The organism is Frankiales bacterium, from assembly GCA_016125335.1.
In the GTDB taxonomy this organism is placed as follows: Bacteria; Actinomycetota; Actinomycetes; order S36-B12; family CAIYMF01; genus Longivirga.
Window position 1 is genome coordinate 170,581 of record WGLY01000015.1, and the last position, 23,864, is coordinate 194,444.

The following is a 23,864-nucleotide window of genomic DNA, read 5'->3' on the forward strand; positions in this document are numbered from 1 at the left end:
GGTGCGCCGTCCCATGAGCGCGCGCGACCTGGACCGCGCGGGCATCACCGACCCGACGCTGCGGGAGTCCTACGAGCGCTGCCGCGTCCTCAACGCGCAGCACGGCCGCACCTACTACCTGGCCACGCTCCTGCTCCCGCCGGCCAAGCGCCCCTACGTGCACGCGCTGTACGGATTCGCGCGGTACGCCGACGAGATCGTCGACGACCTCGGCTCGGACGCCACCGCCGCCCAGCGGGCGGCCGAGCTCGACGCGTGGTCGGCGCGCTTCCGCGACGACCTGGCCCGCGGCCGCAGCGACGACGCGGTCTGCGCGGCGGTCGTCGACACGGTGCAGCGGTGGGACATCCCCGTGGAGCACTTCGACGCGTTCCTGCGCTCGATGCGCATGGACCTCACCGTGAGCGAGTACCCGACGTACGACGACCTGACGACGTACGTCTACGGCTCGGCGTCGGTGATCGGCCTCCAGATGGTGCCGATCCTGGAGCCGACGGCTCCCGAGGCCTACGAGCACGCGCAGGAGCTGGGCACGGCGTTCCAGCTGGCCAACTTCGTCCGCGACGTGGGCGAGGACCTCGACCGCGGGCGCGTGTACATCCCGCTCGAGGACCTCCACCGGCACGGCGTCACCCGCGAGGAGCTCGAGCGCCGGGTGGTGACCCCCGGCGTACGCCGCGTGCTCGAGGACCAGGTCGCGCGGGTGCGCCGGCTCGAGGAGCGCTCGCGGCCGGGCGTCGCGATGCTCCACCCGTCGTCGCAGCCCTGCATCGAGGCCGCCCGCGTCCTCTACTGCGGCATCGTCGACGAGGTGGAGCGCATCGACTACCAGGTGTTCACGCGGCGCGCGACCGTGCCCACCCGGCGCCGGCTGGCCGTGGCGCTGCCCGCGTGGCGCGCGGCGCGCGCGGCCCGGCGACGCCACGGCGAGGGCCACCCGCACGGGCTGCACGCGCCGACGTCGCGCTGACCGGGCAGCCGTCCGCGAGCGGTCAGTCCCCGCGCAGCACGCTGTCGTCCGGCACCTTCCACCACGAGCCGATCAGCTCGTCGGCGGACGCCGGCTCCCAGCTGTTGCGCCCGCCGTCGTGGTACATCGTCATCTCGCCGAAGGCCATGCCCGTGCCCACGGGGTAGATGTCCACCCGCACGAAGTCCAGCCCGCGCGAGAGCTCCTCGGCCGCCGCCTTGAGCTCGCGCCAGTGCGGCACGAGCGGCGGGTGCTCCTTGTCCGGGTGCGGGCCGAACCGGATCGCGGAGGGCGAGCCGTCGCCGTCGAACACGGCGATGCGGTGGTCGGTGAACCGGCCGCCGACGACGTAGAACAGCGGGCAGGTGCCGTCGAAGCACATGAACTTGTAGTCGGTCGGCAGCTCGCCGCCCGTGCCCGGCACGAGGTGCTCCACGAGGACGCGGCGCGGGACGTCGCGGTAGCCCCACTCCGGCACGTGGCCGGGGCTGTGGGAGTAGTCGAGCTCGAGCCACCGGCGGCCCAGCGCCACGATCCGCGGCGGGCTCGCGTGCTCCGGGCGGACGGCGAAGCGCTCCCACTCGCAGAACCGCGCGGAGCCCGGGAGCCGGTTGCCCGCGGGCGCGCCGTCGAACACGACGACGACGGCGCCCGAGCCGTGCGTGGCCTTGACGACGTACTCGCGCGGGAGCTCGCGCCACGGGATGCGTCCCGGGTCGTCGAACGCGCCCACGACCGGGGTCAGCACCTCGTCGCCGAGCCGCTCGCGCACGTAGTCGCGCACGGCGACCTTGTCGACCATGGAGGTGAGGATCGGGCGGCGGTCGAACGCCGCGCGGTAGCGCACCTTCTCGCTGAACGTGCGCGGGTCGCGGGGCGTGCGCGCGAGGCGCCGCACGGCCACCTCGCTGGGCCAGTTGCCGTCGACGAGGTCGCGCGCGCGCCTGGCCGCCGGCTTGAGCACCTGCGGCAGCCGTTCGCCGAGGTCCTCGAGCTCGAAGAGCCGGACTCCCACCCTGCACCCCCCGGTGCCGCACCTGCGACGGTCGACGACGGCCGTGGCCGTCCCCGCCATCCTCGCCCTGACGTCGTGCCCCCGCAGGGAGCGTAATGACCGCTCCAGGCGCGAGGCGAGCCGTGTCGGTGATCCGGCCTAGGCTCGGCGGGCACCGGGAGGAGGGGACGTGGCAGACGCCGAGGACGTGCGCCGCATCGCGCTCGCCCTGCCGCACGTCGAGGAGATCGACAGCGACGGGTTCGACTTCCGCGTGGGCGGCAAGGGGTTCGTGTGGTCCTACCCGGACCGCGAGGGCGGCCGCCGGGTCATCCGCACGGACGTCGCCGTGCTCTACGTCGGCGACGAGGCGGAGAAGCAGGCGCTGCTGCTCGGGGAGCCCGAGCTGTTCTTCACCACCCCCGGCTACGACGGCTTCCCGCTGGTGATGCTGCGCCTGGCCGCCGTGCGCGTGCCCCGGCTGCGCGAGCTGGTGGCCGACGCCTGGCACATGCGCGCGCCGGCGGAGCTGCGCGAGGGCGCCTGACCCGCCTCGTCAGTCGTCGCGGCGGGGCGATCCGGGCAGCGGCAGGCGCGGCGGTCCGGCGTAGGGCGTGCGCTGCACCCCGCGTCGTCCCCACCACACCCACAGCGCCTGGGTCAGCAGCACGAGCGCGAAGCCGAAGAGCAGGTCCTCCACCGGGGCCCAGGCGATACGGCCGTCGCCGAGGAACGGCGGCGGCCCGGCGGCCGGCGTCGAGGAGCCGACGATCGCGGCTCCGTCGTACCGCACGATGCGCAGACCCGTGAGGACGCCGTTGGTGAGCAGCTGGAAGCCGACGACGATCGCGTAGGCCGTCCAGAACACGCGCCGGCGCAGCAGCCGCGTGCGCAGCACCGCGAGGTCCGCCAGCGCCGTCAGCGCGACCGCGAGGACCGCGAGCGAGGTGTAGGTCACCGCCCGTCCCCCGGCCCGCCGTGCGGGCGGCGCTCGGGCTTCGCCGAGGCCGGGCCGCCTGCCGTGGCGTCGTCGCGGCGCACCCCGTCCACGCACGTGCCCGGCGGCTCGTCGCCGACCTCCCAGCGCCGTGCCGAGCGCACCGCCTCGAGGGTCAGCAGCGAGGCCACCGGCACCACCACGAAGAACAGCAGCTCCTCGAGCGGCACGTCGCCGACGGTGACCCCGGTGGTGCGCGCGGGGTCGAACGACCAGTGCCCCGCGGACACGGCGTAGGCGTCCCAGAGGCTGAAGACCACGAGGACGGGTCCGATCGTGAGCAGCAGCCGGCGCCAGCGCGAGAGCACGCGGGTGCGCAGCGCGACCTCGAGCCACGTGCTCCCGATCACCACCAGCGCGAGCACGCCGAGGTAGGCGAGGTGCCCCATCAGCGGGACCCCGGACGCGGGGCGGTCACGCGGGGGTCCCCGGCGCCTTGGCGTGGTCCCACGACACAGTGCGCGCGACGTGCAGCCGCAGCGCGCGCTGCTTGGGCGCCCGCACGCGGTAGGCGGCGCGCACGTCGTCGGCGTGCGCCGGGTCGAGCCCCTCGTACTTCACCAGCAGCCGCGCCATCACGTCGCAGATACGGTCGACGTCCTCGACCAGCTCCACCGTGCCGGTCAGCTGGAGGCCGCGCAGCTGCGCGTAGCGCTCGCCGGACTCGACCAGCGCGGCGAACCGCGGGTCGCGCTCGAGGTTGCGCACCTTCTGGCTCGCGGCGTACGTGCGCATCCACACGGTGCCGTTGTCGTCGACGACGAACCACATGGGCACGGGGTCGGGCACCCCGTCCGGGCCGTTGGTGACCAGCACGGGGATCCGCGACTCGCGCAGCATCGCGCCGGCCTCGGCCTCGCTCAGGGCGATCCGGTCGCGGACGTGGCTCACCCCGCCATCCTGCCGTCCGCGGCGGCGGACCGCGCGCGAGCGGCGCCTCCGGGCGGTCCGCGGGTCTCGGCGCCGTCACGGCGGGGTCACGGCCCGGGACCGGTGCGCGGCGCCCGATGTCCGGGACCCGGCGCGGCAGGACGGCCCCACGGCGTGTCGAACGTAGACTCCTGGACCGTGGAGACCTCTGCCGGTACGCGGCCCGACGCGCTGGTCGGGCGCGTCGTCGACGGCCGCTACCGGGTGGAGAACCGGCTCGCGCGCGGCGGCATGGCCACGGTGTACGAGGCCACGGACCTCCGGCTCGACCGCGCCGTCGCCCTCAAGGTGATGCACGCGACCCTCGCCGACGACGCCGCGTTCGTGTCGCGGTTCCAGCGCGAGGCCAAGTCCGCCGCACGCCTGTCCGACCCCCACGTGGTGGCCGTCTACGACCAGGGCGAGGACGACGGGCTCGTCTACCTGGTCATGGAGTACGTGCCGGGCCGCACCGTGCGCGACGTGCTGCGCCAGGTCGGGCGCCTCACCGCCGAGCAGGCGCTCACGATCCTCGACCCCGTGCTCCAGGCGCTCGAGGCGGCCCACGCGGCCGGGTTCGTGCACCGCGACGTCAAGCCGGAGAACGTCCTGCTCACCGACGACGGCCGGGTGAAGGTGGCCGACTTCGGGCTGGCCCGAGCCATCTCGGCGGCCACGTCCACGGCGGCCACGCAGGGGCTGCTCATCGGCACGGTCGCCTACCTGTCCCCCGAACAGGTCGAGCGCGGCATCGCCGACGCCCGCAGCGACGTCTACGGGGCCGGCATCCTGCTCTACGAGATGCTCACGGGCTCCGTGCCCTTCGCCGGCGAGACGCCGCTGGCCGTCGCCTACCAGCACGTCAACGCCGCGGTGCCCGCGCCGTCGACGATCCGGCCGGGCGTGCCGCGGCTCGTCGACGACCTCGTCGCCCGGTCCACGGCCCGCGACGCCGACGAGCGCTACGCCGACGCCTCGGCGTTCCTCGCCGACGTCCGCGAGGCGCGCCGGGTGCTGCCCAGCCCGCGGCCGTTCGGCGTCGCCGAGGACCAGGCCGCCACCCTCGTGGTGCCGCTGTCGACCACGTCCACCTCCGGCGCGCCGCGGGCGATCACCACGACCCACCCGTCGATCCCGCCGGACGGCGCGGCCCCCACGGCACGGCGCCGGCGGCGGCGGGGCTGGATCCCGCTCGTGGTGCTGCTCCTGCTCGGTGCCCTGGTGTCGGGCATGGCCTGGGTGTACGGCGCCACCAAGACCGTGCAGGTGCCCGGGCTCGTGGGCCTCACCCCGCAGCAGGCCGCGGCCAAGCTCGACCCGCTCCAACTCACGCTCGACGCGAGCAGCACCGACTTCAGCGAGACGGTCAAGGCCGGCCAGATCATCTCCACCGATCCCGCCGGCGGTGCCGAGGCACGCGAGGGCTCGGTGGTCTCGGCCGTGGTGTCCAAGGGCCCGGAGCGTTACGCCGTCCCGCAGGTGAAGGGGATGTCCGTCGACGAGGCCACCGCCGCCCTGACCGACGCGTCCCTCGCCGTCGGCGGCCAGCGGCAGACCTACGACGACACCGTGCCGAAGGGCTCCGTCGTCACCACCGACCCCGCTCCCGGCCAGAAGCTCAAGCGCGGCCAGGAGGTCACCCTCGTCGTGTCCAAGGGCCCGGCGCCCGTGCCGCTGCCGAGCTACGTGGGCAAGCCGTCGTCGCAGGTGGTCGCGGCGATCAAGAAGCTGGGTCTCACGCCGCAGGTCACCGAGGACTACAGCAAGACCGTGGCCAAGGGCGACGTCGTGTCCACCACGCCCAAGGCCGGCGCCAAGGTGTTCCCCGGCGACACCGTGCAGGTGGTGGTCAGCAAGGGTCCGCCGCTGGTGCAGATGCCCGACCTCTACCGCGTGCCCGAGGCCGACGCTCGCACGCAGCTGGCCGGCCTCGGCCTCAAGGTCGAGGTGAGCTACCCGATCGGGTTCACCCCGTTCGGCCGGGTCGTGTCGCAGTCGGTGAAGGCCGGCGACATGGTGCCGTGGGGCTCCACGGTCTCGCTCGACGTCGTCTGACCCGGGCCGTCGTCGTGCGCCGGTCGCGGCGTCAGCCCGCGTGGTCGTGCTGGTGGGGCAGCGGCGGCCCGTCGCCGTCGGACTCCTGGTAGGAGTAGCGCTGCTCGAGCCACGGGTCGCCGATGTTGTGGTAGCCCCGCTCCTCCCAGAAGCCGCGCCTGTCCTCGGTGAGGTACTCGAACCCGCGCACCCACTTGGGGCCCTTCCACGCGTAGCGGTGCGGCACGACCAGGCGCAGCGGCCAGCCGTGCTCGACCGGGAGCGGCGTGCCGCCGCAGCTGTGCGCGAGCACCGACGACGCCGAGGCGAGGTCGTCGATGCGCAGGTTGGCGGTGTAGCCGCGGTCGGCCCACACCAGCACGTGCGTCGCCTCCGGGGCGGGCGGCGCGAGCTCGAGGATCGTGGCGGCGGCGACGCCGGACCACACGAGATCCAGCACGGTGTAGCGGGTGACGCAGTGCAGGTCCGCGGTGACGTCGGACTGCGGGAGCGACATGAGGTCCTCGTAGGTCCACCGGGTCGCCCCGCCGTCCTCGGTCGCGCCGAGCACCTGGAAGTCCCACGAGTCGGGGCGGAACTGCGGCGGCCGCCCGTAGTGCATGACGCGCAGCGACTCGTGCAGCTCCTGGCCCGGGGGGACGCGCGGATGCGCGGACGTCACCACCGCCGGCCCCGCGCCGCTCCCCGCTGCCACTCCCCCATGGTGCCGAGGCGCCGGACGCGACCCGTGGCGGGGGTCGGCGTCGTCCCGCATCGTGGACACGACGTCCACCTGGTGGGAGGGCTGGGCTACCGTCCTCCCGTGCGCAGCTGGCGGTTCTATGGCGTCCGGCCCGGGTCTCCCCGGGTGGGCCGTCCCGTCTGACGCGCCCACCCCCGCAACGAGCCCCGCGCCGAACCGGCCGGGGCTCTCGTCGTCCCGGGCCCCGGACGGCGCCCGCACGAGAGGCACGGACCCCACCATGGTCGTCGTCATGAGCCCTGGAGCCACCGACACCGAGATCGACGCCGTCGTCGCCCGCGTCGCCGAGGCCGGCGGCGAGGCCTTCGTCAGCCGCGGCGACACCCGCACCATCGTCGGGCTGGTCGGGGACATCGACCGATTCCACGGCCTCAACCTGCGCGCGCTCGCCGGCGTGGCCGAGGTGGTGCGCATCTCGACCCCGTTCAAGCTGGTGTCGCGCCAGCACCACCCGCAGATGTCGACCGTGTACGTCGGCGCCTCGCGCGTGCCGATCGGCCCCGAGACCTTCACGCTGATCGCCGGCCCGTGCGCCGTCGAGACGCCGGAGCAGACGCTGCAGGCGGCGCTCATGGCCAAGGGGGCCGGCGCCACGCTGCTGCGCGGAGGCGCCTTCAAGCCGCGCTCGTCGCCGTACGCCTTCCAGGGCCTCGGTGAGCAGGGCCTGCGGATCCTGGCCGAGGTGCGCGAGGAGACCGGCCTCCCGGTGGTGACCGAGGTGGTCGACGTGGCCGACGTCGACCTCGTCGCCTCCTACGCCGACATGCTCCAGGTGGGTACGCGCAACGCCCAGAACTTCTCGCTGCTCCAGGCCGTCGGCGCGGTGGGCAAGCCGGTGATGCTCAAGCGCGGCATGAGCTCCACCATCGAGGAGTGGCTCATGGCCGCGGAGTACATCGCGCAGCGCGGCAACCTCGAGGTGGTGCTGTGCGAGCGCGGCATCCGCACCTTCGAGAAGGCCACGCGCAACACCCTCGACGTGTCGGCGGTGCCGGTGGCGCACGACCTCGCCCACCTGCCCGTGGTGGTGGACCCCTCGCACTCCGGCGGCCGCCGCGACCTCGTGGTGCCGCTCTCGCGCGCGGCCATCGCCGTCGGCGCCGACGGGATCATCGTCGACGTCCACCCGCATCCCGACACCGCGCTGTGCGACGGCCCGCAGGCCCTCGTCGACGGCGACCTGCGCGCCCTCGCCACCGCCGTGCGCCAGCTGCCGCCCCTGCTCGACCGCCGTCCCGCCGAGCCACTCGGCGCGCGCACCTGAGACGGTGCATCCCACTTCCTGCGCCGCGCGATAGCCGGCTGCTTGAGACTTCTCGGCAGCCAGGAGCCTGCGCGAGGCTTCGGGTCAGGTGCCGGCGGGTCGCTCGATAACCGGCTATTCGCGCTCGCCCCTGCGCGGTAGGCGAGCACTGCTTTCCACTGTTTCGCTTCGAAGTGAGGCTGCCCTTGGTAACTTTCCGAGGTCATCGGTCAACTCGGGCGTCGGGCAGTGAGGAGTCGATATGAAGCGAATCATCGCAACCTGCGCCGTTACGGCGGGGCTGGTGCTCTCAGGAACTGGCGTCGCGAATGCGGGTGAGTACACCGGCAACGGTGGCTACCCCGCGGCGACAGACCACGCCGCATCAGAGTGCGCGTACTCCGGTCTGGACAGGGCGGACTCGCTCGAGGGAAACCCTCCGGGCTTCGACGACGACGCGTTGGCCGTGCGGGGGAACCAGAGCCCGGGCGGTGTCGACCGCTACCACGGAGTGCAGAGCTACGGCATCTACGTGCGAGCTGGCCTGAAGGCGCTCGTGCCGTCGCCCGGCGTGGCCTGCAACGGCAGCGGCGGCTGACGCCGCCTATTCAGTGAGATCGGGGCGTGATGCGCCAGACCAGGCGCATCACGCCCCAATCTCGGTGGACGGCGACCTGCATCGATGGAGCACCAGCGACAGGTTCTTCTCCCGCTGCCCGGAATGCTTGATCGATAGCCCGCCGAGCGTGTCGGCCTTGTCCGCAGACAACTGGGTTGCCGCTCATCGCCGCACAGAACACGGCGGATAGGTGCCGACAGCGCTCGCCTTAGCGACATCGGCCCGGCAGTATCGCTGGCATGGGGGACCTCGACCGGTGGCTCGAACATGAGCGAGACCACGGCTTCGTCCGCGCCCGACTCACCCTGCTTCCGGCCACTGGTGACAGTGGGCGGCAAACTCCGATTCTGAGCGGCTACCGAGCCTCGTGGGACATCGGGAACCTGTGGGAGGGCAAGCCGACGGTCAACGATGCGCCACTCGTGATCGAGGACCAGGACAGCGTCTCTCCCGGCGGACAGGCCATCGTGCGCCTGCACCCGCTGGCGAGAGAGTTCTGGGCGAACCTCGTGGTCGGCCAGAGCATCCGGGCCTTCGAAGGCCCTCGATGGGTCGCCACCTCAGACGTGCTGGAGATCGTGGGACCTGCAGCCTAGGTGCCGTTCCGACTCGGTTGTGCCCGGATGCGCGGGCCTACGCTTCGCGCATGACCCCGGATGAGGTCGCTCGCTACGCGGAGTCGCTGCCAGGGGTGAGGCGCAAGGGGACCGCGCTTCGTCCGGCCTGGTACGTCAGGGACCGGCTCGTCGCTCGTCTCCAGGACCCGAACACCCTGGTGATCCGGGTTCCGCTGAGCGAGCGACAGTCGTTGATGGACGCCGACCCGGACGGCTTCGGCGTACCGCCGCGCATGGAGACGCATCACAAGGTGGAGGCCTATCTCGATCGAGCTCAGCCTCGTGCCGTTCGCATGGCCATCGACCTCGCCTGGCAGATGCAGCATCGGTGAGAGCGACCAGGGTCTCGTCGGGCGAAAGTCGGCGGTAGGTGTCGAAACGGGCTGCTGCCGTTCGTGTACTTGGTGAAGGGTGGCCACAGCGGCTCGCCGGAGGAGGAGACATGCCCGAGTACCTGATCGCCTTCTACGACGGATGGGTGCCAGACCTCACGGAGGCGGAGGTGATCGAGCGGGTCAAGGCGCTGCGGCCGCTGCTGGCCGAGATGAGGGCTGCCGGGGTCCTGATCTTCACCGGAGGACTGGACGACGGCCCGGTGTTCAGCGTCGACCCGTCGGACGGGACGCCGCTGTTCACGGACGGCCCGTACATCGAGACCAAGGAGCACATCGGCGGCTTCTCGGTGGTGGATGTGGCCGATGAGCACGCGGCTCGGCTGTGGGCGGGGAAGATCGCAGTGGCCTGTGGGTGGCCACAAGAGGTCCGGCGCTTCCAGGTCCCCCGGACGATCGACGAGACCAGCTGACCCGTCGCGTCAGCAGGGTGCGACCGATGAGTCGCGCGCGGACCGCCTGAGATCACGCCCTTCCCGCGCGGATCCGTGGCTCGCAGAGCAGGGGCCCAGCCTCCGAGCCCTTGCTGGGCGACGTCAGCACCGCGACGCACTCGGGCGACGACCAGGGCGCGGGACGCGCCGGACTGCCATCGCACGATCCGCGGACGTACTCTCGGGCCGTGACCGGGAGCGACCGAGCAGCCCTGCGCAGGCTGGTGGACGAGGGCAACGAGGCGGCAGCGGACCGCCTCGCCCGGCTCGCCGGGGACGACGGCGACATCGAGACGCTGATGTACCTCGTGGACATGGGGAACGAGCAGGCGGGAGACATCCTCGCCCGGCTCGCTGCCGCCTCGCGGGACCTCGAGCTCCTGGAGCGGCTGATCGACAGCGGGGTGGCGACGGCCGCCGACGAGCGTGCGACGATCGCGGCCGCGGAGGGCGACGCCGTCACGCTGCAGCGGCTGGCCGACGAGGGCAGCGAGCTCGCCGCGTCGCTGCTCGACCGCGTGATCGCCCACACCGACTAGGGCATCACTGCGCCGCCAACGTGGCGCTCAGCGTGGCGAGCGCAGCAAGCGGGCGAGCACGGTGCCGGCGTGGTCGACGCCCTCGTCGTCGACGTCGAGGTGCGTGACGAGACGGGCGAACGTGGGCCCCAGCGCCGAGATGCGCACGCCGTCCTCGGCCGCCGCGGCTGCGAGCGCGGCCGCCGTCCAGCCGCTGGGTGCGAGGTCGAGCACGACGATGTTGGTCTCGACGTGCTCCGGCTCCACGACGTCGTCGACGGCCTCCGCGATCGTGAACGCGAGCCGCTGGGCGCGGGCGTGGTCGTCGGCGAGGCGCTCGACGTGGTGGTCGAGCGCGAACGCGCCGGCCGCGGCCAGGATGCCGGCCTGCCGCATGCCGCCGCCGTAGCGCTTGCGCCACACCAGCGCCTCGCCGATGCGGTCGGCGCGGCCGACGAGCACCGAGCCCACCGGCGCCCCGAGCCCCTTGGACAGGCACACGGACACCGTGTCGGCGATCGCGCCGTAGGCGTGCAGCGGCACGCCCGAGGCCACGTGCGCGTTCCACAGCCGGGCACCGTCGAGGTGCACCGCGAGGCCGTGCTCGTCGGCGAGCGCACGCACCTCCTGCAAGCGGTCGAGCGGCTGCACCGTGCCGCCGCCGAAGTTGTGCGTGTTCTCCACCGCGATCGCCGTCGTCGACACCAGGTAGGGGCCGGCGGCCGGGCGGATGAAGCCGCGCACCACCGCGGGGTCGAGCAGCCCGCGCGGCGCGTCCCACGTGCGCGTGGTGATGCCGCTGAAGGCCGCGGCCGCGCCGAGCTCGGCGCGCACCACGTGGGCCTGCGCGTCCGTCACCACCTCGCTGCCCGGCCCGGCGTGCAGGCGCAGCCCGAGCTGGTTGGCCATCGACCCGGACGGCGTGAACAGCCCGGCCTCGTGGCCGAGCAGCCCGGCCACCCGCGCCTCGAGGGCGTTGACCGTGGGGTCCTCGCCGTAGACGTCGTCACCGACGTCCGCGGCCGCCATGGCGGCCCGCATCTCGGGCGTCGGTCGGGTGACGGTGTCGCTGCGCAGGTCGACGATGAGGCTCACACGCGCAGCCTAGGACTCCCCCTCCGGCACGTGCCGCAGCACCGCGGCCAGCACCTCGGCCTCCTCGCGCAGCGACCGGGCCCGGTCGGTCGCGCCGTGGCGCTCGAGCTCGTCGGCGTCGGACCGCCGGCTGTCGACCTCGAGCTGCACGATCGCGCGCACGTCGCGCTCGTGCAGCTGCCGGCGGGCGACCTCGGCGGCGCCGACCCCGACGACGGCACCGGCGACGTGCCGGGACCCGCCCTCCCCCATGGAGTGCGCGGTGACGTCGACCGCCTCGGCGTTGGCGATCGCCGCGAGCGCGGTGCGCAGCGCCGAGACCGCGACGCTGTCGCGGGCCCGCATCGCCGGGTTGAGCGCCGCGCGCAGCGTGCGCTCGATCGAGGTCTGCGTGGTGGTCACGGCGTCGAGGCTAGGCGCCGATCACCAGCACGCCCAACGGGTTTCGCCGCTGCGCCGCCGATGGGTCGTGCTGCCCGGCGCCGATCGACCCCGTCAGCAGCCGCGCGGCACCCGTGGCCCGGTCTCGGGTGAGCGGTCCGGCACCCGCGAGGCGGGCGTCAGGAGAGCAGGGCGCCTTCGTGCACGAGCAGGGCCTCCTTGACGGGCAGGCCGTAGGCATAGCCCCCGAGCGAGCCGTCGCTGCGCAGGATCCGGTGGCAGGGCACGAACGGCGCGACGTGGTTGGTCGCGCACGCCTGGCCGGCGGCCCGCACCGCGGTGGGGCTCCCGGCCCGGGCGGCGAGGCCGGCGTAGCTGTCGGTGCGGCCTGCCCGCACGCCGCGCAGCTCGGTCCAGGCGCGCTGCATGAACGCGCCGCCGGGCTGCCGCACCTCGACCCGGTCGAGGGCGTCGAGGTCGCCGGCGGCGTAGGCCGCGAGCGCGGCGACGACGGGCGCCACCCGCGGGGAGTCCGGCGCCTCGCGGTGGCCACGAGCCTGCTCCTGCTCGGTGAGGAAGCCGAACACCAGGTCGAGCCCGCCGAAGCCGGACGCCACGACGGCCCCGTCGTCCGGGTCGACCACGACGACGACCCGGCCGCCGGGGACGGCGGCCTCCGCGGTCTCGTACGGCTCGCTGCTCATGGTCTCTCCTTCTCGTTCGGACCCGATGTCACTGGTGAAACGGTTGCTACTCGGCCCGGGAAGCGACCGTTTCACCAGTGACATCGCGGCCGTGCTGGGTGATCGCGGTCCAGAGGTGCTGCGCTGCGTAGGAGCGCCAGGGGCTCCAGGCGGCGGCGCGCACCGCGAGCGCCGCGGCGTCGGACGGGAGGCCGAGCCGCTCGGCCGACTGGCGCAGCCCGAGGTCGCCGGCGGGGAACGCGTCCGGGTCGCCGAGGCCGCGCAGCCGCAGGTAGTCCGCCGTCCACGGCCCGATGCCCGGGATCCGCAGCAGGGTGGCGGCGACCTCATCGGGGTCGCCGCCTGTCAGGTCGACCTCCCCGCGCGCGACCGCGCGCGCCGCGAGGTGCAGGGTGCGCCCGCGCGTGCGCGGCATGCCCAGGGCGGAGATCGCCTCCGGCGCCGACGCCGCGAGGACGCCGGGCCCCGGGAAGGCCGCGAGCCCGTCGGCCACCGGCGTGCCGAACGCGGCCACCAGCCGGCCCAGCAGCGTGCGCGCCCCGGCCACCGACACCTGCTGGCCCACCACGGTCCGCACGAGGGTCTCCCACGGGTCCACCGTGGTGGGCACGCGCAGCCCGGGCCGCGCCGTCACCAGCGGGCGCAGGTCGGCGTCGGCGCGCAGGACCTCGCCGATGGCGTCCGGGTCCGCGTCGAGGTCGAGCCAGCGGCGCACCCGCCGCACGAGGGACGCCGTGGCCCGCAGGTCGGTGCCGCTCCGGACGACGACGTGGTCGCCGGCCACCCGCACCTCGGTCACGGCCGGGCCGCGCCGGGTGCCCACCACCCTGCGGTGCGTCCATGCGTCGCCGTCGGCCGTGTGCTGCTCGAGGCCGACGACGGCCCGCGCCGCCAGATGGGCCCCCACGGCCTGCGCGTCGTAGGGCGGTCGCAGCCGCAGCCGCAGCACCAGCGCCGGGTCCGACGCCGGGATCGGCGCGACCGGACGACGGCGCAGCTGCGACGGCGGCGCCCCGAACTCGCGGCGCATGACGTCGTTGAACTGCCGGATGCTGGCGAAGCCGGCGGCGAACGCGACCTCCGAGAGCGGCAGCTCGGTCTGCTCGACCAGCAGCCGCGCCGTCTGGGCGCGGCGGCTCACCGCGAGCTGCAGCGGTCCGGCCCCGACCTCGGCCACGAGCGTGCGGTGCAGGTGGCGCTCGGAGACGTGCAGCGTCGCCGCGAGCCCGGTGACGCCGCCCTCGTCGACCGCGCCGTCCGCGATGAGCCGCAGCGCCCGCGAGGCGAGGTCGCCGCGGTGGTCCCAGTGGCGCGAGCCCGGCGCCGAGTCCGGCCGGCACCTCTTGCAGGCGCGGAAGCCGGCGCTCACGGCGGCCGCGGGCGCCGCGAAGTAGCGCACGTTGCTGCGCTTCCGCGTCTGCGCCGGGCACACCGGGCGGCAGTAGACACCGGTGCTCGTCACCCCGAACCACAGCCGTCCGTCGAAGCGCCGGTCGCGCGACACCAGGGCCTGGTAGGCGGCGTCGACGTCGAGCCCGGCCGGCCCAGAGTAGGCCGGCGGCAGGGCGGTCGCGGTGCTCACGGGGCAGAGTCTGCCCCAGGCCACCGACCGAGGACTGGCGATAATCGGACGTCGCGACCCGCCTCGCCGGATCGCGCCCATGGGCCGACCTGGGCCCGATCGCTCCTACGATCGGGCGCATGGTGGTCGCGTCGCGCGGGGTGGTCACGCTCGACTGCGCCGAGCCCGGCCCGCTCGCGCAGTTCTGGGCCGACGTGCTCGGGGGTCGCGTGGTGCACGCGGGCGACGCCGCCGTGGTCGTGCGCACGGAGTGGGTGGCGATCGCGGCCATGCGCGTCGAGGGCTACGTGCCGCCCACGTGGCCCGCGGCTGACGTGCCCAAGCAGGTCCACCTCGACCTCGCCGTCGACGACCTCGAGCCCGCGGTGGCGGAGGCGGTCCGGCTCGGCGCGACCGTGGCGGCGCACCAGCCCGCGCCGGGGCTGCGGCGGATCCTGCTCGACCCGGCCGGCCACCCCTTCTGCCTCACCACCCAGGTGCCGCCCGCGGCCCTGTGACCCGGCACGCCCCGCGGCTCCGGCATGCGCAGGACGAGACGCTCGTCAGAGCATCGGCTTGAGCCACTCCGAGAACCACGGGCCCTGCGAGCCGGCGTAGGTGTTCGTGACGTGGTCGGTGTCGCGGTAGATCACGATCCGCCCGTCGACCAGCGAGCACGCGCTCGGGTCCGGGCACAGGTGCGGGAACGTGTCGACGTTCGTCGCCCCCGCCGCCGCTGCCGCCGTGCGGACGACGTCGAGACCGCGCCCGTGCGGGTCGCCGGTGAAGTCGCAGTCCGACGGCTTCGCGGCCCGGCCGAGGCACGAGCCCGGCGGTCCGGGCAGCACCGGGTTGTCGCCGAGCACCACCGTGGTGCGCGCGTCCGGCATGACCTCGCCGAGGGTCTTCGTGACCGCCGCCGAGATCGCCTGGCTCGGGTCGGGGTAGGGCTGGCCGTTGGCGTCCACCGCGTTGGTCCACGCGGTGGTGGACGCCAGCACCAGGACGTCCGGCTTGGTCTGCGCGATGAGCGCGAACAGGTTCTGCCGCCACGTGGCGCACTCGGTGTACGTGCGCTGGAGCTTCGTGCTCGCCACCGGCAGGTCCCACACCGGGCAAGACTGCTTGGTCGCCGTGATGAGCCGGAAGCCGTCCTTCTGCGCCGCGGCCACGAACCCGCCCTGCCACTGGATCGCGTGGCTGTCGCCCACGAGCATCACCGTCTTGCTCGCGCCGGCGGGGCCGCGCTCGCACGTGGTGACGTCGGTGACGTCGAGACCCACGAAGCACACCGAGGCGTCCGGGCTGCCGTCCTGCTTGACCGAGGTGAGCGGCGGCTTGAGCAGCTCCTGCCACCGGGGCAGCGGCAGGGCACGCGCGACGCCGCCGAGCGCGACGGCGGTGACCGCCGACGCCGTGACGCCCACGGCGATGGTGCGCCAGTTGGGCCAGTGGCGGATGCGGGCGCCGTCGCGCAGCGGCACCTCCACCCACCGGTGGGTCGCCCACGCGAGCACGCCGCTGGCGAGGAACGCCGCCACCACGAGCACCCAGCCGGGCACGGTGGTCACCACGCGCAGCAGCACCCACACCGGCCAGTGCCACAGGTAGAGCACGTAGGAGGTCGTGGCCACCCAGGCCAGCGGGCGCCAGCCGCCCCATCGCGAGAGCGGGTCACGCGCCGGGTCACCCGGGGTGGCGAGCACCAGCGCCACGGGCACCGCGATGGCGAGGCTCCACGGGCTCGGGCTCACGACGTAGAACGAGGGGACGGCGTACATCACCACGAGCACGGCCAGCACCGCGAGCCGGGCCAGCGCCACGACGTCGATGCCCGCCGGCCGCCACCGGGGCACGCGGCCGCCGCGCGCGATCCACATCGCGACGAGGGCGCCGAGCAGCAGCTGGTAGGCGCGCCACCACGGCATGAAGAACGCCCGTGCCGGATCCTCCTGCACGGCGAAGCCGGCCCCCACGAGGCTCACCACGAGCCCGACCGCGGCGACCACCGCGAGCACCGGCAGGAACTGCGGGCGACGCCGGCGCAGCAGCGCGCCGACGCCGATCACCACGAACGGCCAGACGACGTAGAACTGCTCCTCGACCGCGAGCGACCAGAAGTGCAGGAACGGCGACCCGTCGACCGCGCCGCCGAAGTAGTCGACGGCCTGGGCCGCGAAGTAGAAGTTGCTCACGTAGAGCAGCGCGGCCACCCCGGCCGGCGCCTGGTCCTTGAGGTAGGCGCGGTCGGCCAGCACCAGCATGGCGACGCCGGTCACCGCGATCACCAGCACGGCGCTGGGCAGCAGACGGCGCACGCGGCGCGCCAGGAACCACGCGTAGGTGAGGCTGCCGCGCGAGTGCGCGCCGAGCATCTGCTGGGTGATGACGAACCCGGAGATCGTGAAGAACACGTCGACGCCGAGGTAGCCGTTCGGCGCGAGGGTGAAGCCGGGGTCGAAGTGGAAGAGCATCACGCCGATGACGGCGAACACACGGAGCAGCTCGATGTCGGTGCGGCGGGCGCTGTGCGGGGCGTCGGGGGCCGGCACGGGCGCGCTGACGACCGGGATGGGGGCAGTGTCCTCGGACGCCGACGACGCGGCGGAGCGAGCACGTCCCAGCACCCGCGCAGTCTACGTGAGCCGTTGCGCCGCCCCCGTCGCCCCGCAGGCCGCGGCGGCGCGTCGTCCCGCACCCGGGCCCGGCGCGGGGTGGAGCGGACCCCGCCCCGCAGGTCAGGGCGCCAGGGCCCGGACCACCGGGAGCAGATCCGGCCACCAGAAGAGCTCGGTCACGCCGCGTGCGAAGACCCACGTGCGCACCGCGGCGGCGTCCACGTCCGCGAGCGCCGCGAGCCGGCCGGTGAGGCCCGCCGGGTCGGCGGTCAGTCGTGCGCGGCAGTTGAACAGGTGCTGCACGAGGTCGTACGCCGCCTCCCCCGCGTAGGGCTTCGGGTCGACCACCAGCCACGGCTCACGGTGGGCCGAGAGCACGTTGCCGGCGTGCAGGTCCGTGCACAGCACGACGTCGCCGTCGACGACCTGCGCCGTGGGCCTCTGCCGCAGCACCGCGATCGCCTCGCGAGCGAGCCCGGCGTCGACCACGTCCTCGCGACTTCGAAGGCGCTCCTCCGTCTCGTCGGCCCAGATCGCGCACAGCTCGGCGAGCGGCCGGAAGGTCGTCGGCGCGACGGCGGCCGCCCAGGTGCGGCGGAGCACCGACGCGATCACCTCGTCCTGCTCGGGCTCGGAGCGGTCCGAGAGCGGTGCGCCCGGCACGCAGCGCTCGAGGAGCAGGTAGAGGGTGTCGTCGTCGAGCTCCTCACGGTGCAGCCGCACGGCTCCCGAGCCGTCCCACAGCCGCAGCGCCGTCGCCTCGTCGTCGGCCTCGCGGTGGCGCATGCCGACCTTGAGCACCACCTCGTCGCCGTCGCGGGTGCGAGCAGGCGCCACCCACGCCGTGTGACCACCGGGGAGGAACGGGTCGCCGAGCTCGAGCCGCCACCGTGCGGCGACGTCGGCCACGCGCTCGGGCATGACGTCGAGCCAGCGCCGGACGGACGCGTCGAGGGCGGCGGACTCGAGCAGCCGCGGGGTGGGCCGGGCCCCAGGCGGCACGGTCAGGGTCGACGCGGCCGGTCGAGCAGCCAGTCGGCGACGTCGAAGGCGAGCTCGAGGGACTGCACCCGGTTGAGCCGCGGGTCGCACGCGGTCTCGTAGCGGTCGCCGAGCTGGTCCTCGGTGACCCCCTCGGTGCCGCCCACGCACTCGGTGACGTCGTCGCCGGTGAGCTCGACATGGATGCCGCCGGGGACGGTCCCGAGCGCCTTGTGCACCTGGAAGAACCCGAGCACCTCGTCGGCGACGTCGGAGTACGAGCGGGTCTTGTGGCCCGACGACGCCTCGCGGGTGTTGCCGTGCATCGGGTCGCACACCCACACCACCGGGTGCCCGCTGGCGGTGACCTTCTCGACGATGCCGGGCAGCACGTCGCGCACGGCCGCGGCGCCCATGCGCGTGATGAGGGTGAGCCGGCCCGGCACCCGGTCCGGGTCGAGCCGGTCGCACAGGTCGACGGCCTGCTCGGGCGAGGTCGTGGGGCCGAGCTTGACGCCGATCGGGTTGGAGATGCGCGCGGCGAAGTCGACGTGGGCGCCGTCGATCTGCCGGGTGCGCTCGCCGATCCACACGAAGTGGCCGGACACGTCGTAGAGGCGGCCGGTGCGCGAGTCGATGCGGGTGAGCGCCTTCTCGTAGTCGAGCACGAGGGCCTCGTGGCCGGCGAAGAACTCGACCCGCTTGAACTCCTCCGGGTCCGCGCCGCAGGCCGCCATGAACGCGAGCGCGCGGTCGATCTCGCCCGCGACCTGCTCGTAGCGGTCGCCGGCGGTGGTCTCGGCCACGAAGTCCTGGTTCCACGCGTGCACCTGGCGCAGGTCGGCGTAGCCGCCCTGCGTGAACGCGCGCACCAGGTTGAGCGTGGCGCTCGCAGTGTTGTAGGCGCGCACCAGCCGCTGGGGGTCGGGCACGCGGCCCGCCTCCTCGAACGGCAGGGCGTTGACGCCGTCGCCGAAGTACGACGTCATGCGGGCGCCGTCGCGCGTCTCGAACGGGTTGGTGCGCGGCTTGAAGTACTGGCCCGCCATCCGGCCGACCTTCACCACCGGCAGGCTCGCGCCGTAGGTGAGCACGATCGCCATCTGCAGGACGGTCTTGAGCTTGGCCCGGATCGACTCGGCGGTCGCGCTGTCGAAGGTCTCCGCGCAGTCGCCGCCCATGAGCACGAAGGCCTGCCCGCGCGCGGCGGCCGCGAGGCGGTCGGTGAGGTTGTCGCACTCCCCCGCGAACACCAGGGGCGGCAGCGTCCGCAGCGACGCCACGGCGCGCTCGAGCGCCGGCTCGTCGGGCCACACCGGCTGCTGGGCAGCGGGCAGGTCCGGCCAGGAGATGTGATCGACCACGAGGCGAGTGTAGGGACGCCCACGAGGCTGCCGCTCGCGCGGGGCGCGCGCACGCCGGCCCGGCCCGCCCGCCGCCTCGAACGACAGGGGGCCGGGGCCGGTCGAGCGGGATCAGCCGAAGAAGGTGCGGACCTCGTCGTAGCGCGAGACCGGCACGGTCTTGAGCTCGCCGGTGGCCGCGATGAACGGCACGCGCACGATCTCGGTGCCCTGGAGCGCGACCATCTTGCCGTAGTCCTGGGAGGCGACGGCGTCGATCGCGTGCAGGCCGAAGCGGCTGGCCAGGACCCGGTCGAAGGCCGTCGGCGTGCCGCCGCGCTGGATGTGCCCGAGCACCGAGGCCCGCGCCTCCTTGCCGGTCTTGGACTCGAGCCCGGAGGCCAGCCAGTCGCCGATCCCGGACAGGCGCACGTGGCCGAAGGCGTCGAGCGACTGGTCCTTGGTGATCATGCCGCCGTCGGCCGGCAGGGCACCCTCGGACACCACGATGATCGGGGCGTAGTGCGAGCGGAAGCGCGACTCGACCCAGCCCGCGACCTCGTCGAGGTCGAAGGGCACCTCGGGGATCAGGATGCCGTTGGCGCCGCCGGACAGGCCCGCGTGCAGCGCGATCCAGCCGGCGTGGCGGCCCATCACCTCGACGACGAGGATCCGGTGGTGCGACTCCGCCGTGGTGTGCAGGCGGTCGATCGCCTCGCTCGCGATGTTGACCGCGGTGTCGAAGCCGAACGTGTAGTCGGTGGCCGAGAGGTCGTTGTCGATCGTCTTGGGCACGCCCACCACGGGGACGCCGAGCTCGTCGAGCTTCGTGGCGACGCCGAGGGTGTCCTCGCCGCCGATCGCGACCAGGGCGTCGACGCCGTGGGCCGCGAGGTTGGCCTTGATCTGGTCGACGCCGCCGTCGATCTTGATCGGGTTGGTCCGGCTGGAGCCCAGGATCGTGCCCCCGCGGGGCAGGATGCCGCGCACCTGCTCGATGCCCAGCGGCATGGTGAGCCCCTCGAGGGGGCCCTTCCAGCCGTCGCGGAACCCGACGAACTCGAAGCCGTACTGCGTGACGCCCTTGCGGACGACGGCTCGGATGACGGCGTTGAGACCGGGGCAGTCGCCGCCACCGGTCAGCACTCCGACGCGCATGGTTCTCCTCATGCGTAGTCACGGATGGGGGTCATGACCGCGCTGTCGTGACCGGGACCCATCCAACCGCACTCACCCGGGGCGTTGCGAACCCCACCCGCGACCGGCGCCGCCCCGGGTGCCGGTCGCGCTGCCGAGGCGGCCGGCGGGCACGGCTGCGGCGCCCGGGCGCGGACGCGCGGCGGCCTGCGCCGGGCCTCCCCGCGCGCTAGCGTCGCGGGCCATGACGTTCTCCCTCGTCGCCCGCTCCGAGGACGGCTCCCAGCTCGGCGTCGCCGTCGCCTCCAAGTTCCTCGCCGTCGGCGCCGCGGTGCCCGCCGCCGAGGTCGGCGCCGGCGCGGTCGCCACGCAGGCCATGGCCAACCTCGCCTACCGGCCGCAGGGGCTCGCGCGCCTGGCCGCGGGCGACGACGCCGACGCGGCGGTCGCCGCGCTCACGGGCGCCGACCCGGACCGCGACCACCGTCAGCTCGGGATCGTCGACGCGCACGGCGGCTCGGCCACCTACACCGGCGCCGCCTGCTTCGGCTGGGCCGGCGGCGTCGCCGGCGCCACGGCCGGCGGCGCGGCGTACGCGATCCAGGGCAACATCCTCACCGGGCCGGACGTCGTCGACGCCGTGGAGGCCGCCTTCCGCCAGGCCGACCCGGCACGCCCCTTCCGGCACCGCCTGCTCGACGCGCTGCTCGCGGGCGACCGCGCCGGCGGCGACTCCCGCGGCCGGCAGAGCGCGGCCCTGCTCGTGGTGACCCCCGGGGGCGGCTACGGCGGCGGCAGCGACGTGCTGGTGGACCTGCGCGTGGACGACCACCCGGACCCGGTCCCCGAGCTCGTCCGGCTGCTCGGCATCCGCGACCTGCTCTTCGAGCGGCCCGACCCCGCCGACTGCCTGCCGCTCGTGGACGACGTCGCCGACGAGGTGCGCCGGCTGCTGGCCGGCCTCGGCCACACCGACCCGGACCTCCCCACGGCCCTCGCCGGATGGGTCGGCATCGAGAACCTCGAGGAGCGGCTGGTGCCCGGGCGGATCGACCCGCTCGTGCTCGAGCACCTGCGCCAGCAGGCGGGGGCGGCGTCGTGAGCATCCTCGCGATCGACGCCGGCACGACGGGCGTGACCGCCCTCGTGGTGTCCTCCGGGGCGGCCGTGCTCGCGCGCGGGTACGCCGAGTTCCCCCAGCACTTCCCGCGCGAGGGCTGGGTCGAGCACGAGCCCGGCGACATCTGGCAGGCCACGCTCACGGCGGTGGGCCAGGCGCTCGACGCCCTGGGCCCCGACGGGGAGCCGCCGACGGCCGTCGGCATCACCAACCAGCGCGAGACGGTCGTGCTGTGGGACCGCGAGACCCTGGGCTCGCCGCGGCGGGCGATCGTGTGGCAGGACCGCCGCACCGCCGGCATCTGCGAGCAGCTGCGCGCGGACGGCAACGAGCCGCGCGTCACCGAGCTCACGGGCCTGCGGCTCGACCCGTACTTCAGCGCCACCAAGCTCACCTGGGTGCGACTCAACGAGCCGCACGTCTGGGCGCAGGTGGAGAGCGGCCGCGTGGCCGTGGGCACGGTGGACTCCTACCTCGTGGCCCGGCTCACCCGCGGCCTGCACCACCTGACCGACGCGTCCAACGCCTCGCGCACCCTGCTCTACGACATCCACGAGGGTCAGTGGAGCGACGAGCTGTGCGCCCTGTTCCACGTCCCGCGCGAGGCGCTGCCGGAGGTCGTCGCGTCCTACGGCGTCGTGGCCCGCACCGACCCGGCGTCGTTCCTCGGGCTCGACCTGCCGATCGCGGGCATCGCCGGCGACCAGCAGGCGGCGCTGTTCGGCCAGGCCTGCTTCTCCCCCGGCACGAGCAAGTGCACCTACGGCACCGGGTCGTTCGTGCTCGTCAACACCGGCGAGCGCCCCGTCCCCTCGGCCAACGGCCTGCTCACCACGGTGGCCTGGCAGCACCCGGACGGCCGGCTCACCTACGCCCTCGAGGGCGCCGTCTTCGTCACCGGCGCCGCCGTGCAGTGGCTGCGCGACGGGCTCCAGATCATCGGCAGCGCCGCCGAGACCGAGGAGCTGGCTCGCTCGGTGCCCGACTCCGGCGGCGTGGTGTTCGTGCCGGCCCTCACGGGCCTGGGCGCACCGGACTGGGACCCGCACGCGCGCGGCACCATCCTCGGCCTCTCGCGCGGCACCACCCGCGCGCACATCGTCCGAGCCACGCTCGAGGCGATCGCGTTCGAGGTGCGCGACGTCGTCGACCTGATGGTCCACGAGGGCGGGGTCACCATGCCCGAGCTCGCCGTCGACGGCGGCGCGTCCGCCAACGGGTTCCTGTGCCAGGTGCAGGCCGACACCCTCCAGGTGCCGGTGGTGCGCGCCGGGATCCTCGAGACAACCGGCCTCGGCGCGGCGCTGCTCGCCGGGCTGGGCACCGGCGTGTGGGCCTCCCCCGAGGACATCGCGGGCGTGGTGCGCCGCGACGCGCGCTTCGAGCCCGGCGCGGCCGACGAGCACGCCCGGCGGCGGTGGCGCGTCGCGGTGGAGCGGTCGAAGTCCTGGGCGACGGTCTGACCGGCACGTCCGGGAGCAGGCGGCCCGACGTCGGCGGTCCGGCGCCCGCGCGCGTCGTCAGGCGGCGGGAGCGGCGGGAGCGGCGCCGGTGAGCTCCCCGGGCTCGGGGGCCTCGAGGACGAGCGCGGCGTCGGCCGACATGGCCTTGGCCTTGGCGGCGTACATGTCGACGTACTCCTGCCCGGACAGCAGCATGAGCTCGTACATGATCTCGTCGGTCATCGACCGGAGCACGAAACGGTCGCCGGCCATGCCCTCGTAGCGCGAGAAGTCGATCGGCGCCCCGATGGCGATCTTGACCCGCATGATCTTCGGGCGCAGCCGGCCGGGCGGCTGGATGAGGTGGGTGTTGACCATCGCGCACGGGATGACCGGGACACCGGCCTCGAGCGCCATGCGCGCGACGCCGGTCTTGCCGCGGTAGAGCCGGCCGTCGCCGGAGCGCGTGCCCTCGGGGTAGATGCCGAGCAGGTTCCCCTCGCCGAGCACCCGCAGGCCGGTGCGCAGCGCCGCCTCCGAGGCACGGCCGCCCGAGCGGTCGACCGGCACCTGACCCACGCCCGCGAAGAACAGCTTCATCAGCCATCCCTTGATCCCGGGCGTCGTGAAGTAGTCGCTCTTCGCGAGGAAGGTGATCTTCCGCCGGCAGACCAGCGGCAGGAAGATCGAGTCCGAGAAGGACAGGTGGTTGCTCGCGAGGATCGCGGGACCCTCGCCCGGCAGGTGCTCGAGACCCTCGACCTGGGGCCGGAACAGCAGTCGGAGCCACGGACCGATCAGGATGTACTTGCACACCCAGTAGAACACCGGCCCGCCGCCTCCTCCCGGGTGTCGTGCGCACCGGCCAGCCGGTGCGTCGTCGCAGGTGGCACCGACAGTAAGCCGCGCCAACCCCGGCGGGCAACGCGACGCGGCGGGTACGGTCACCCGTGGGGCCGCGCGGTCCGCGCCCGGCCCCGCCGTCCCCCCAC

25 protein-coding genes and 1 pseudogene are annotated in these 23,864 nt (G+C 74.2%); 12 read left to right on the forward strand and 14 right to left on the reverse strand.

Going from position 1 to position 23,864, the window contains the following annotated elements; all coding sequences use genetic code 11:
* Positions 1-13 precede the first annotated feature (13 nt).
* Positions 14-970, forward strand: coding sequence for a phytoene/squalene synthase family protein (locus GC157_08910; GenBank protein MBI1377585.1), 957 nt, complete (start codon positions 14-16; stop codon positions 968-970).
* A gap of 22 nt (positions 971-992) precedes the next feature.
* On the opposite strand, the gene GC157_08915 is transcribed toward GC157_08910, so the two are convergent.
* Positions 993-2,045 carry a hypothetical protein gene (locus GC157_08915; protein MBI1377586.1) on the reverse strand — a complete coding sequence of 351 codons (1,053 nt, stop codon included), beginning with the start codon at positions 2,043-2,045 and terminating at the stop codon, positions 993-995.
* 109 nt (positions 2,046-2,154) lie between these two features.
* Between GC157_08915 and GC157_08920 the strand changes: the two genes are divergently transcribed.
* Positions 2,155-2,511 (forward strand): hypothetical protein, encoded by a 357-nt coding sequence (locus GC157_08920; protein ID MBI1377587.1) that lies wholly within the window; start codon positions 2,155-2,157, stop codon positions 2,509-2,511.
* A 9-nt stretch (positions 2,512-2,520) separates the two neighbouring features.
* On the opposite strand, the gene GC157_08925 is transcribed toward GC157_08920, so the two are convergent.
* Genes GC157_08925 through GC157_08935 form a run of 3 tightly spaced genes read right to left on the reverse strand, consistent with a single transcriptional unit; the run spans position 2,521 to position 3,852 of the window.
* Positions 2,521-2,922, reverse strand: a complete 402-nt coding sequence (locus GC157_08925; GenBank protein ID MBI1377588.1) for a lycopene cyclase domain-containing protein — start codon at positions 2,920-2,922, stop codon at positions 2,521-2,523.
* The gene (locus GC157_08930) at positions 2,919-3,350 is read right to left on the reverse strand and encodes a lycopene cyclase domain-containing protein (protein ID MBI1377589.1); all 432 of its coding nucleotides are present in this window, start codon (positions 3,348-3,350) and stop codon (positions 2,919-2,921) included. The genes GC157_08925 and GC157_08930 overlap by 4 nt, the downstream gene beginning before the upstream one ends.
* Before the next feature lie 25 nt (positions 3,351-3,375).
* A complete protein-coding gene (locus tag GC157_08935) occupies positions 3,376-3,852 on the reverse strand; it encodes a TIGR03618 family F420-dependent PPOX class oxidoreductase (GenBank protein MBI1377590.1) in 477 nt (158 codons plus the stop codon).
* Here GC157_08935 and pknB point away from each other — a divergent pair.
* Complete coding sequence (gene pknB, locus GC157_08940) at positions 3,844-5,925, forward strand: Stk1 family PASTA domain-containing Ser/Thr kinase (protein ID MBI1377591.1); 2,082 nt, start codon at positions 3,844-3,846, stop codon at positions 5,923-5,925. The two genes, GC157_08935 and pknB, sit on opposite strands and share 9 nt — an antisense overlap.
* A 31-nt stretch (positions 5,926-5,956) precedes the next feature.
* On the opposite strand, the gene GC157_08945 is transcribed toward pknB, so the two are convergent.
* The gene (locus GC157_08945) at positions 5,957-6,679 is read right to left on the reverse strand and encodes a molybdopterin-dependent oxidoreductase (protein ID MBI1377592.1); all 723 of its coding nucleotides are present in this window, start codon (positions 6,677-6,679) and stop codon (positions 5,957-5,959) included.
* Positions 6,680-6,887: 208 nt separating this feature from the next.
* Here GC157_08945 and aroF point away from each other — a divergent pair, with 208 nt between their 5' ends.
* The 6 genes and pseudogenes from aroF (at position 6,888) to GC157_08975 (ending at position 10,376) form a co-directional block, all read left to right on the forward strand.
* Positions 6,888-7,931: a 3-deoxy-7-phosphoheptulonate synthase gene (gene aroF, locus GC157_08950; GenBank protein ID MBI1377593.1), complete on the forward strand. Its 1,044-nt coding sequence runs from the start codon at positions 6,888-6,890 to the stop codon at positions 7,929-7,931.
* 241 nt (positions 7,932-8,172) lie between these two features.
* Positions 8,173-8,508 (forward strand): hypothetical protein, encoded by a 336-nt coding sequence (locus GC157_08955; GenBank protein ID MBI1377594.1) that lies wholly within the window; start codon positions 8,173-8,175, stop codon positions 8,506-8,508.
* A 260-nt stretch (positions 8,509-8,768) separates the two neighbouring features.
* Positions 8,769-9,125, forward strand: coding sequence for a hypothetical protein (locus GC157_08960; protein MBI1377595.1), 357 nt, complete (start codon positions 8,769-8,771; stop codon positions 9,123-9,125).
* Positions 9,126-9,175: 50 nt separating this feature from the next.
* Positions 9,176-9,478, forward strand: a complete 303-nt coding sequence (locus GC157_08965; protein ID MBI1377596.1) for a hypothetical protein — start codon at positions 9,176-9,178, stop codon at positions 9,476-9,478.
* 110 nt (positions 9,479-9,588) lie between these two features.
* The gene (locus GC157_08970) at positions 9,589-9,951 is read left to right on the forward strand and encodes a hypothetical protein (GenBank protein MBI1377597.1); all 363 of its coding nucleotides are present in this window, start codon (positions 9,589-9,591) and stop codon (positions 9,949-9,951) included.
* Between the two features lie 209 nt (positions 9,952-10,160).
* Positions 10,161-10,376, forward strand: a pseudogene (locus GC157_08975) (hypothetical protein).
* 162 nt (positions 10,377-10,538) lie between these two features.
* Here GC157_08975 and GC157_08980 read toward each other — a convergent pair.
* The 4 genes from GC157_08980 to GC157_08995 form a co-directional block, all read right to left on the reverse strand.
* Complete coding sequence (locus GC157_08980) at positions 10,539-11,531, reverse strand: low specificity L-threonine aldolase (protein MBI1377598.1); 993 nt, start codon at positions 11,529-11,531, stop codon at positions 10,539-10,541.
* Positions 11,532-11,594: 63 nt separating this feature from the next.
* Positions 11,595-11,954 (reverse strand): hypothetical protein, encoded by a 360-nt coding sequence (locus GC157_08985; protein MBI1377599.1) that lies wholly within the window; start codon positions 11,952-11,954, stop codon positions 11,595-11,597.
* Positions 11,955-12,145: 191 nt separating this feature from the next.
* Complete coding sequence (locus GC157_08990; GenBank protein MBI1377600.1) at positions 12,146-12,670, reverse strand: methylated-DNA--[protein]-cysteine S-methyltransferase; 525 nt, start codon at positions 12,668-12,670, stop codon at positions 12,146-12,148.
* A gap of 46 nt (positions 12,671-12,716) precedes the next feature.
* A complete protein-coding gene (locus tag GC157_08995; GenBank protein ID MBI1377601.1) occupies positions 12,717-14,333 on the reverse strand; it encodes a helix-turn-helix domain-containing protein in 1,617 nt (538 codons plus the stop codon).
* A gap of 38 nt (positions 14,334-14,371) precedes the next feature.
* Here GC157_08995 and GC157_09000 point away from each other — a divergent pair, with 38 nt between their 5' ends.
* Positions 14,372-14,749 (forward strand): VOC family protein, encoded by a 378-nt coding sequence (locus GC157_09000; protein MBI1377602.1) that lies wholly within the window; start codon positions 14,372-14,374, stop codon positions 14,747-14,749.
* Positions 14,750-14,794: 45 nt separating this feature from the next.
* Here the strand turns inward: GC157_09000 and GC157_09005 are convergent, their stop codons facing one another.
* The 4 genes from GC157_09005 to GC157_09020 all read right to left on the reverse strand — a co-directional run bounded on the left by GC157_09005 (position 14,795) and on the right by GC157_09020 (position 20,331).
* On the reverse strand, positions 14,795-16,858 hold the full coding sequence (locus tag GC157_09005; GenBank protein ID MBI1377603.1) for an acyltransferase family protein: 2,064 nt from the start codon (positions 16,856-16,858) through the stop codon (positions 14,795-14,797).
* Between the two features lie 111 nt (positions 16,859-16,969).
* The gene (locus GC157_09010; GenBank protein ID MBI1377604.1) at positions 16,970-17,851 is read right to left on the reverse strand and encodes a kinase; all 882 of its coding nucleotides are present in this window, start codon (positions 17,849-17,851) and stop codon (positions 16,970-16,972) included.
* Between the two features lie 2 nt (positions 17,852-17,853).
* Positions 17,854-19,194: a 3-deoxy-7-phosphoheptulonate synthase class II gene (locus tag GC157_09015; protein MBI1377605.1), complete on the reverse strand. Its 1,341-nt coding sequence runs from the start codon at positions 19,192-19,194 to the stop codon at positions 17,854-17,856.
* Positions 19,195-19,305: 111 nt separating this feature from the next.
* A complete protein-coding gene (locus GC157_09020; GenBank protein ID MBI1377606.1) occupies positions 19,306-20,331 on the reverse strand; it encodes an ATP-dependent 6-phosphofructokinase in 1,026 nt (341 codons plus the stop codon).
* A 223-nt stretch (positions 20,332-20,554) separates the two neighbouring features.
* Between GC157_09020 and GC157_09025 the strand changes: the two genes are divergently transcribed.
* Positions 20,555-21,412, forward strand: coding sequence for a DUF1028 domain-containing protein (locus GC157_09025; GenBank protein ID MBI1377607.1), 858 nt, complete (start codon positions 20,555-20,557; stop codon positions 21,410-21,412).
* Positions 21,409-22,893: a glycerol kinase GlpK gene (gene glpK, locus GC157_09030; GenBank protein MBI1377608.1), complete on the forward strand. Its 1,485-nt coding sequence runs from the start codon at positions 21,409-21,411 to the stop codon at positions 22,891-22,893. The genes GC157_09025 and glpK overlap by 4 nt, the downstream gene beginning before the upstream one ends.
* A gap of 57 nt (positions 22,894-22,950) precedes the next feature.
* On the opposite strand, the gene GC157_09035 is transcribed toward glpK, so the two are convergent.
* Entirely contained in the window at positions 22,951-23,700 is a 750-nt protein-coding gene (locus GC157_09035; protein ID MBI1377609.1) for a 1-acyl-sn-glycerol-3-phosphate acyltransferase, read from the reverse strand.
* Positions 23,701-23,864 lie beyond the last annotated feature (164 nt).

Bases quoted from the DNA above. Each gene is read 5' to 3' on its own strand.
- GC157_08910 (MBI1377585.1), top strand. From the start codon at position 14: ATGAGCGCGCGCGACCTGGACCGCGCGGGCATCACCGACCCGACGCTG.
- GC157_08915 (MBI1377586.1), bottom strand. From the start codon at position 2,045: ATGGCGGGGACGGCCACGGCCGTCGTCGACCGTCGCAGGTGCGGCACC.
- GC157_08930 (MBI1377589.1), bottom strand. From the start codon at position 3,350: ATGGGGCACCTCGCCTACCTCGGCGTGCTCGCGCTGGTGGTGATCGGG.
- GC157_08945 (MBI1377592.1), bottom strand. From the start codon at position 6,679: ATGCGGGACGACGCCGACCCCCGCCACGGGTCGCGTCCGGCGCCTCGG.
- aroF (MBI1377593.1), top strand. From the start codon at position 6,888: ATGGTCGTCGTCATGAGCCCTGGAGCCACCGACACCGAGATCGACGCC.
- GC157_08955 (MBI1377594.1), top strand. From the start codon at position 8,173: ATGAAGCGAATCATCGCAACCTGCGCCGTTACGGCGGGGCTGGTGCTC.
- GC157_08960 (MBI1377595.1), top strand. From the start codon at position 8,769: ATGGGGGACCTCGACCGGTGGCTCGAACATGAGCGAGACCACGGCTTC.
- GC157_08965 (MBI1377596.1), top strand. From the start codon at position 9,176: ATGACCCCGGATGAGGTCGCTCGCTACGCGGAGTCGCTGCCAGGGGTG.
- GC157_08970 (MBI1377597.1), top strand. From the start codon at position 9,589: ATGCCCGAGTACCTGATCGCCTTCTACGACGGATGGGTGCCAGACCTC.
- GC157_08980 (MBI1377598.1), bottom strand. From the start codon at position 11,531: ATGCGGGCCGCCATGGCGGCCGCGGACGTCGGTGACGACGTCTACGGC.
- GC157_08990 (MBI1377600.1), bottom strand. From the start codon at position 12,670: ATGAGCAGCGAGCCGTACGAGACCGCGGAGGCCGCCGTCCCCGGCGGC.
- GC157_08995 (MBI1377601.1), bottom strand. From the start codon at position 14,333: ATGGGCGCGATCCGGCGAGGCGGGTCGCGACGTCCGATTATCGCCAGT.
- GC157_09000 (MBI1377602.1), top strand. From the start codon at position 14,372: ATGGTGGTCGCGTCGCGCGGGGTGGTCACGCTCGACTGCGCCGAGCCC.
- GC157_09020 (MBI1377606.1), bottom strand. From the start codon at position 20,331: ATGCGCGTCGGAGTGCTGACCGGTGGCGGCGACTGCCCCGGTCTCAAC.
- GC157_09025 (MBI1377607.1), top strand. From the start codon at position 20,555: ATGACGTTCTCCCTCGTCGCCCGCTCCGAGGACGGCTCCCAGCTCGGC.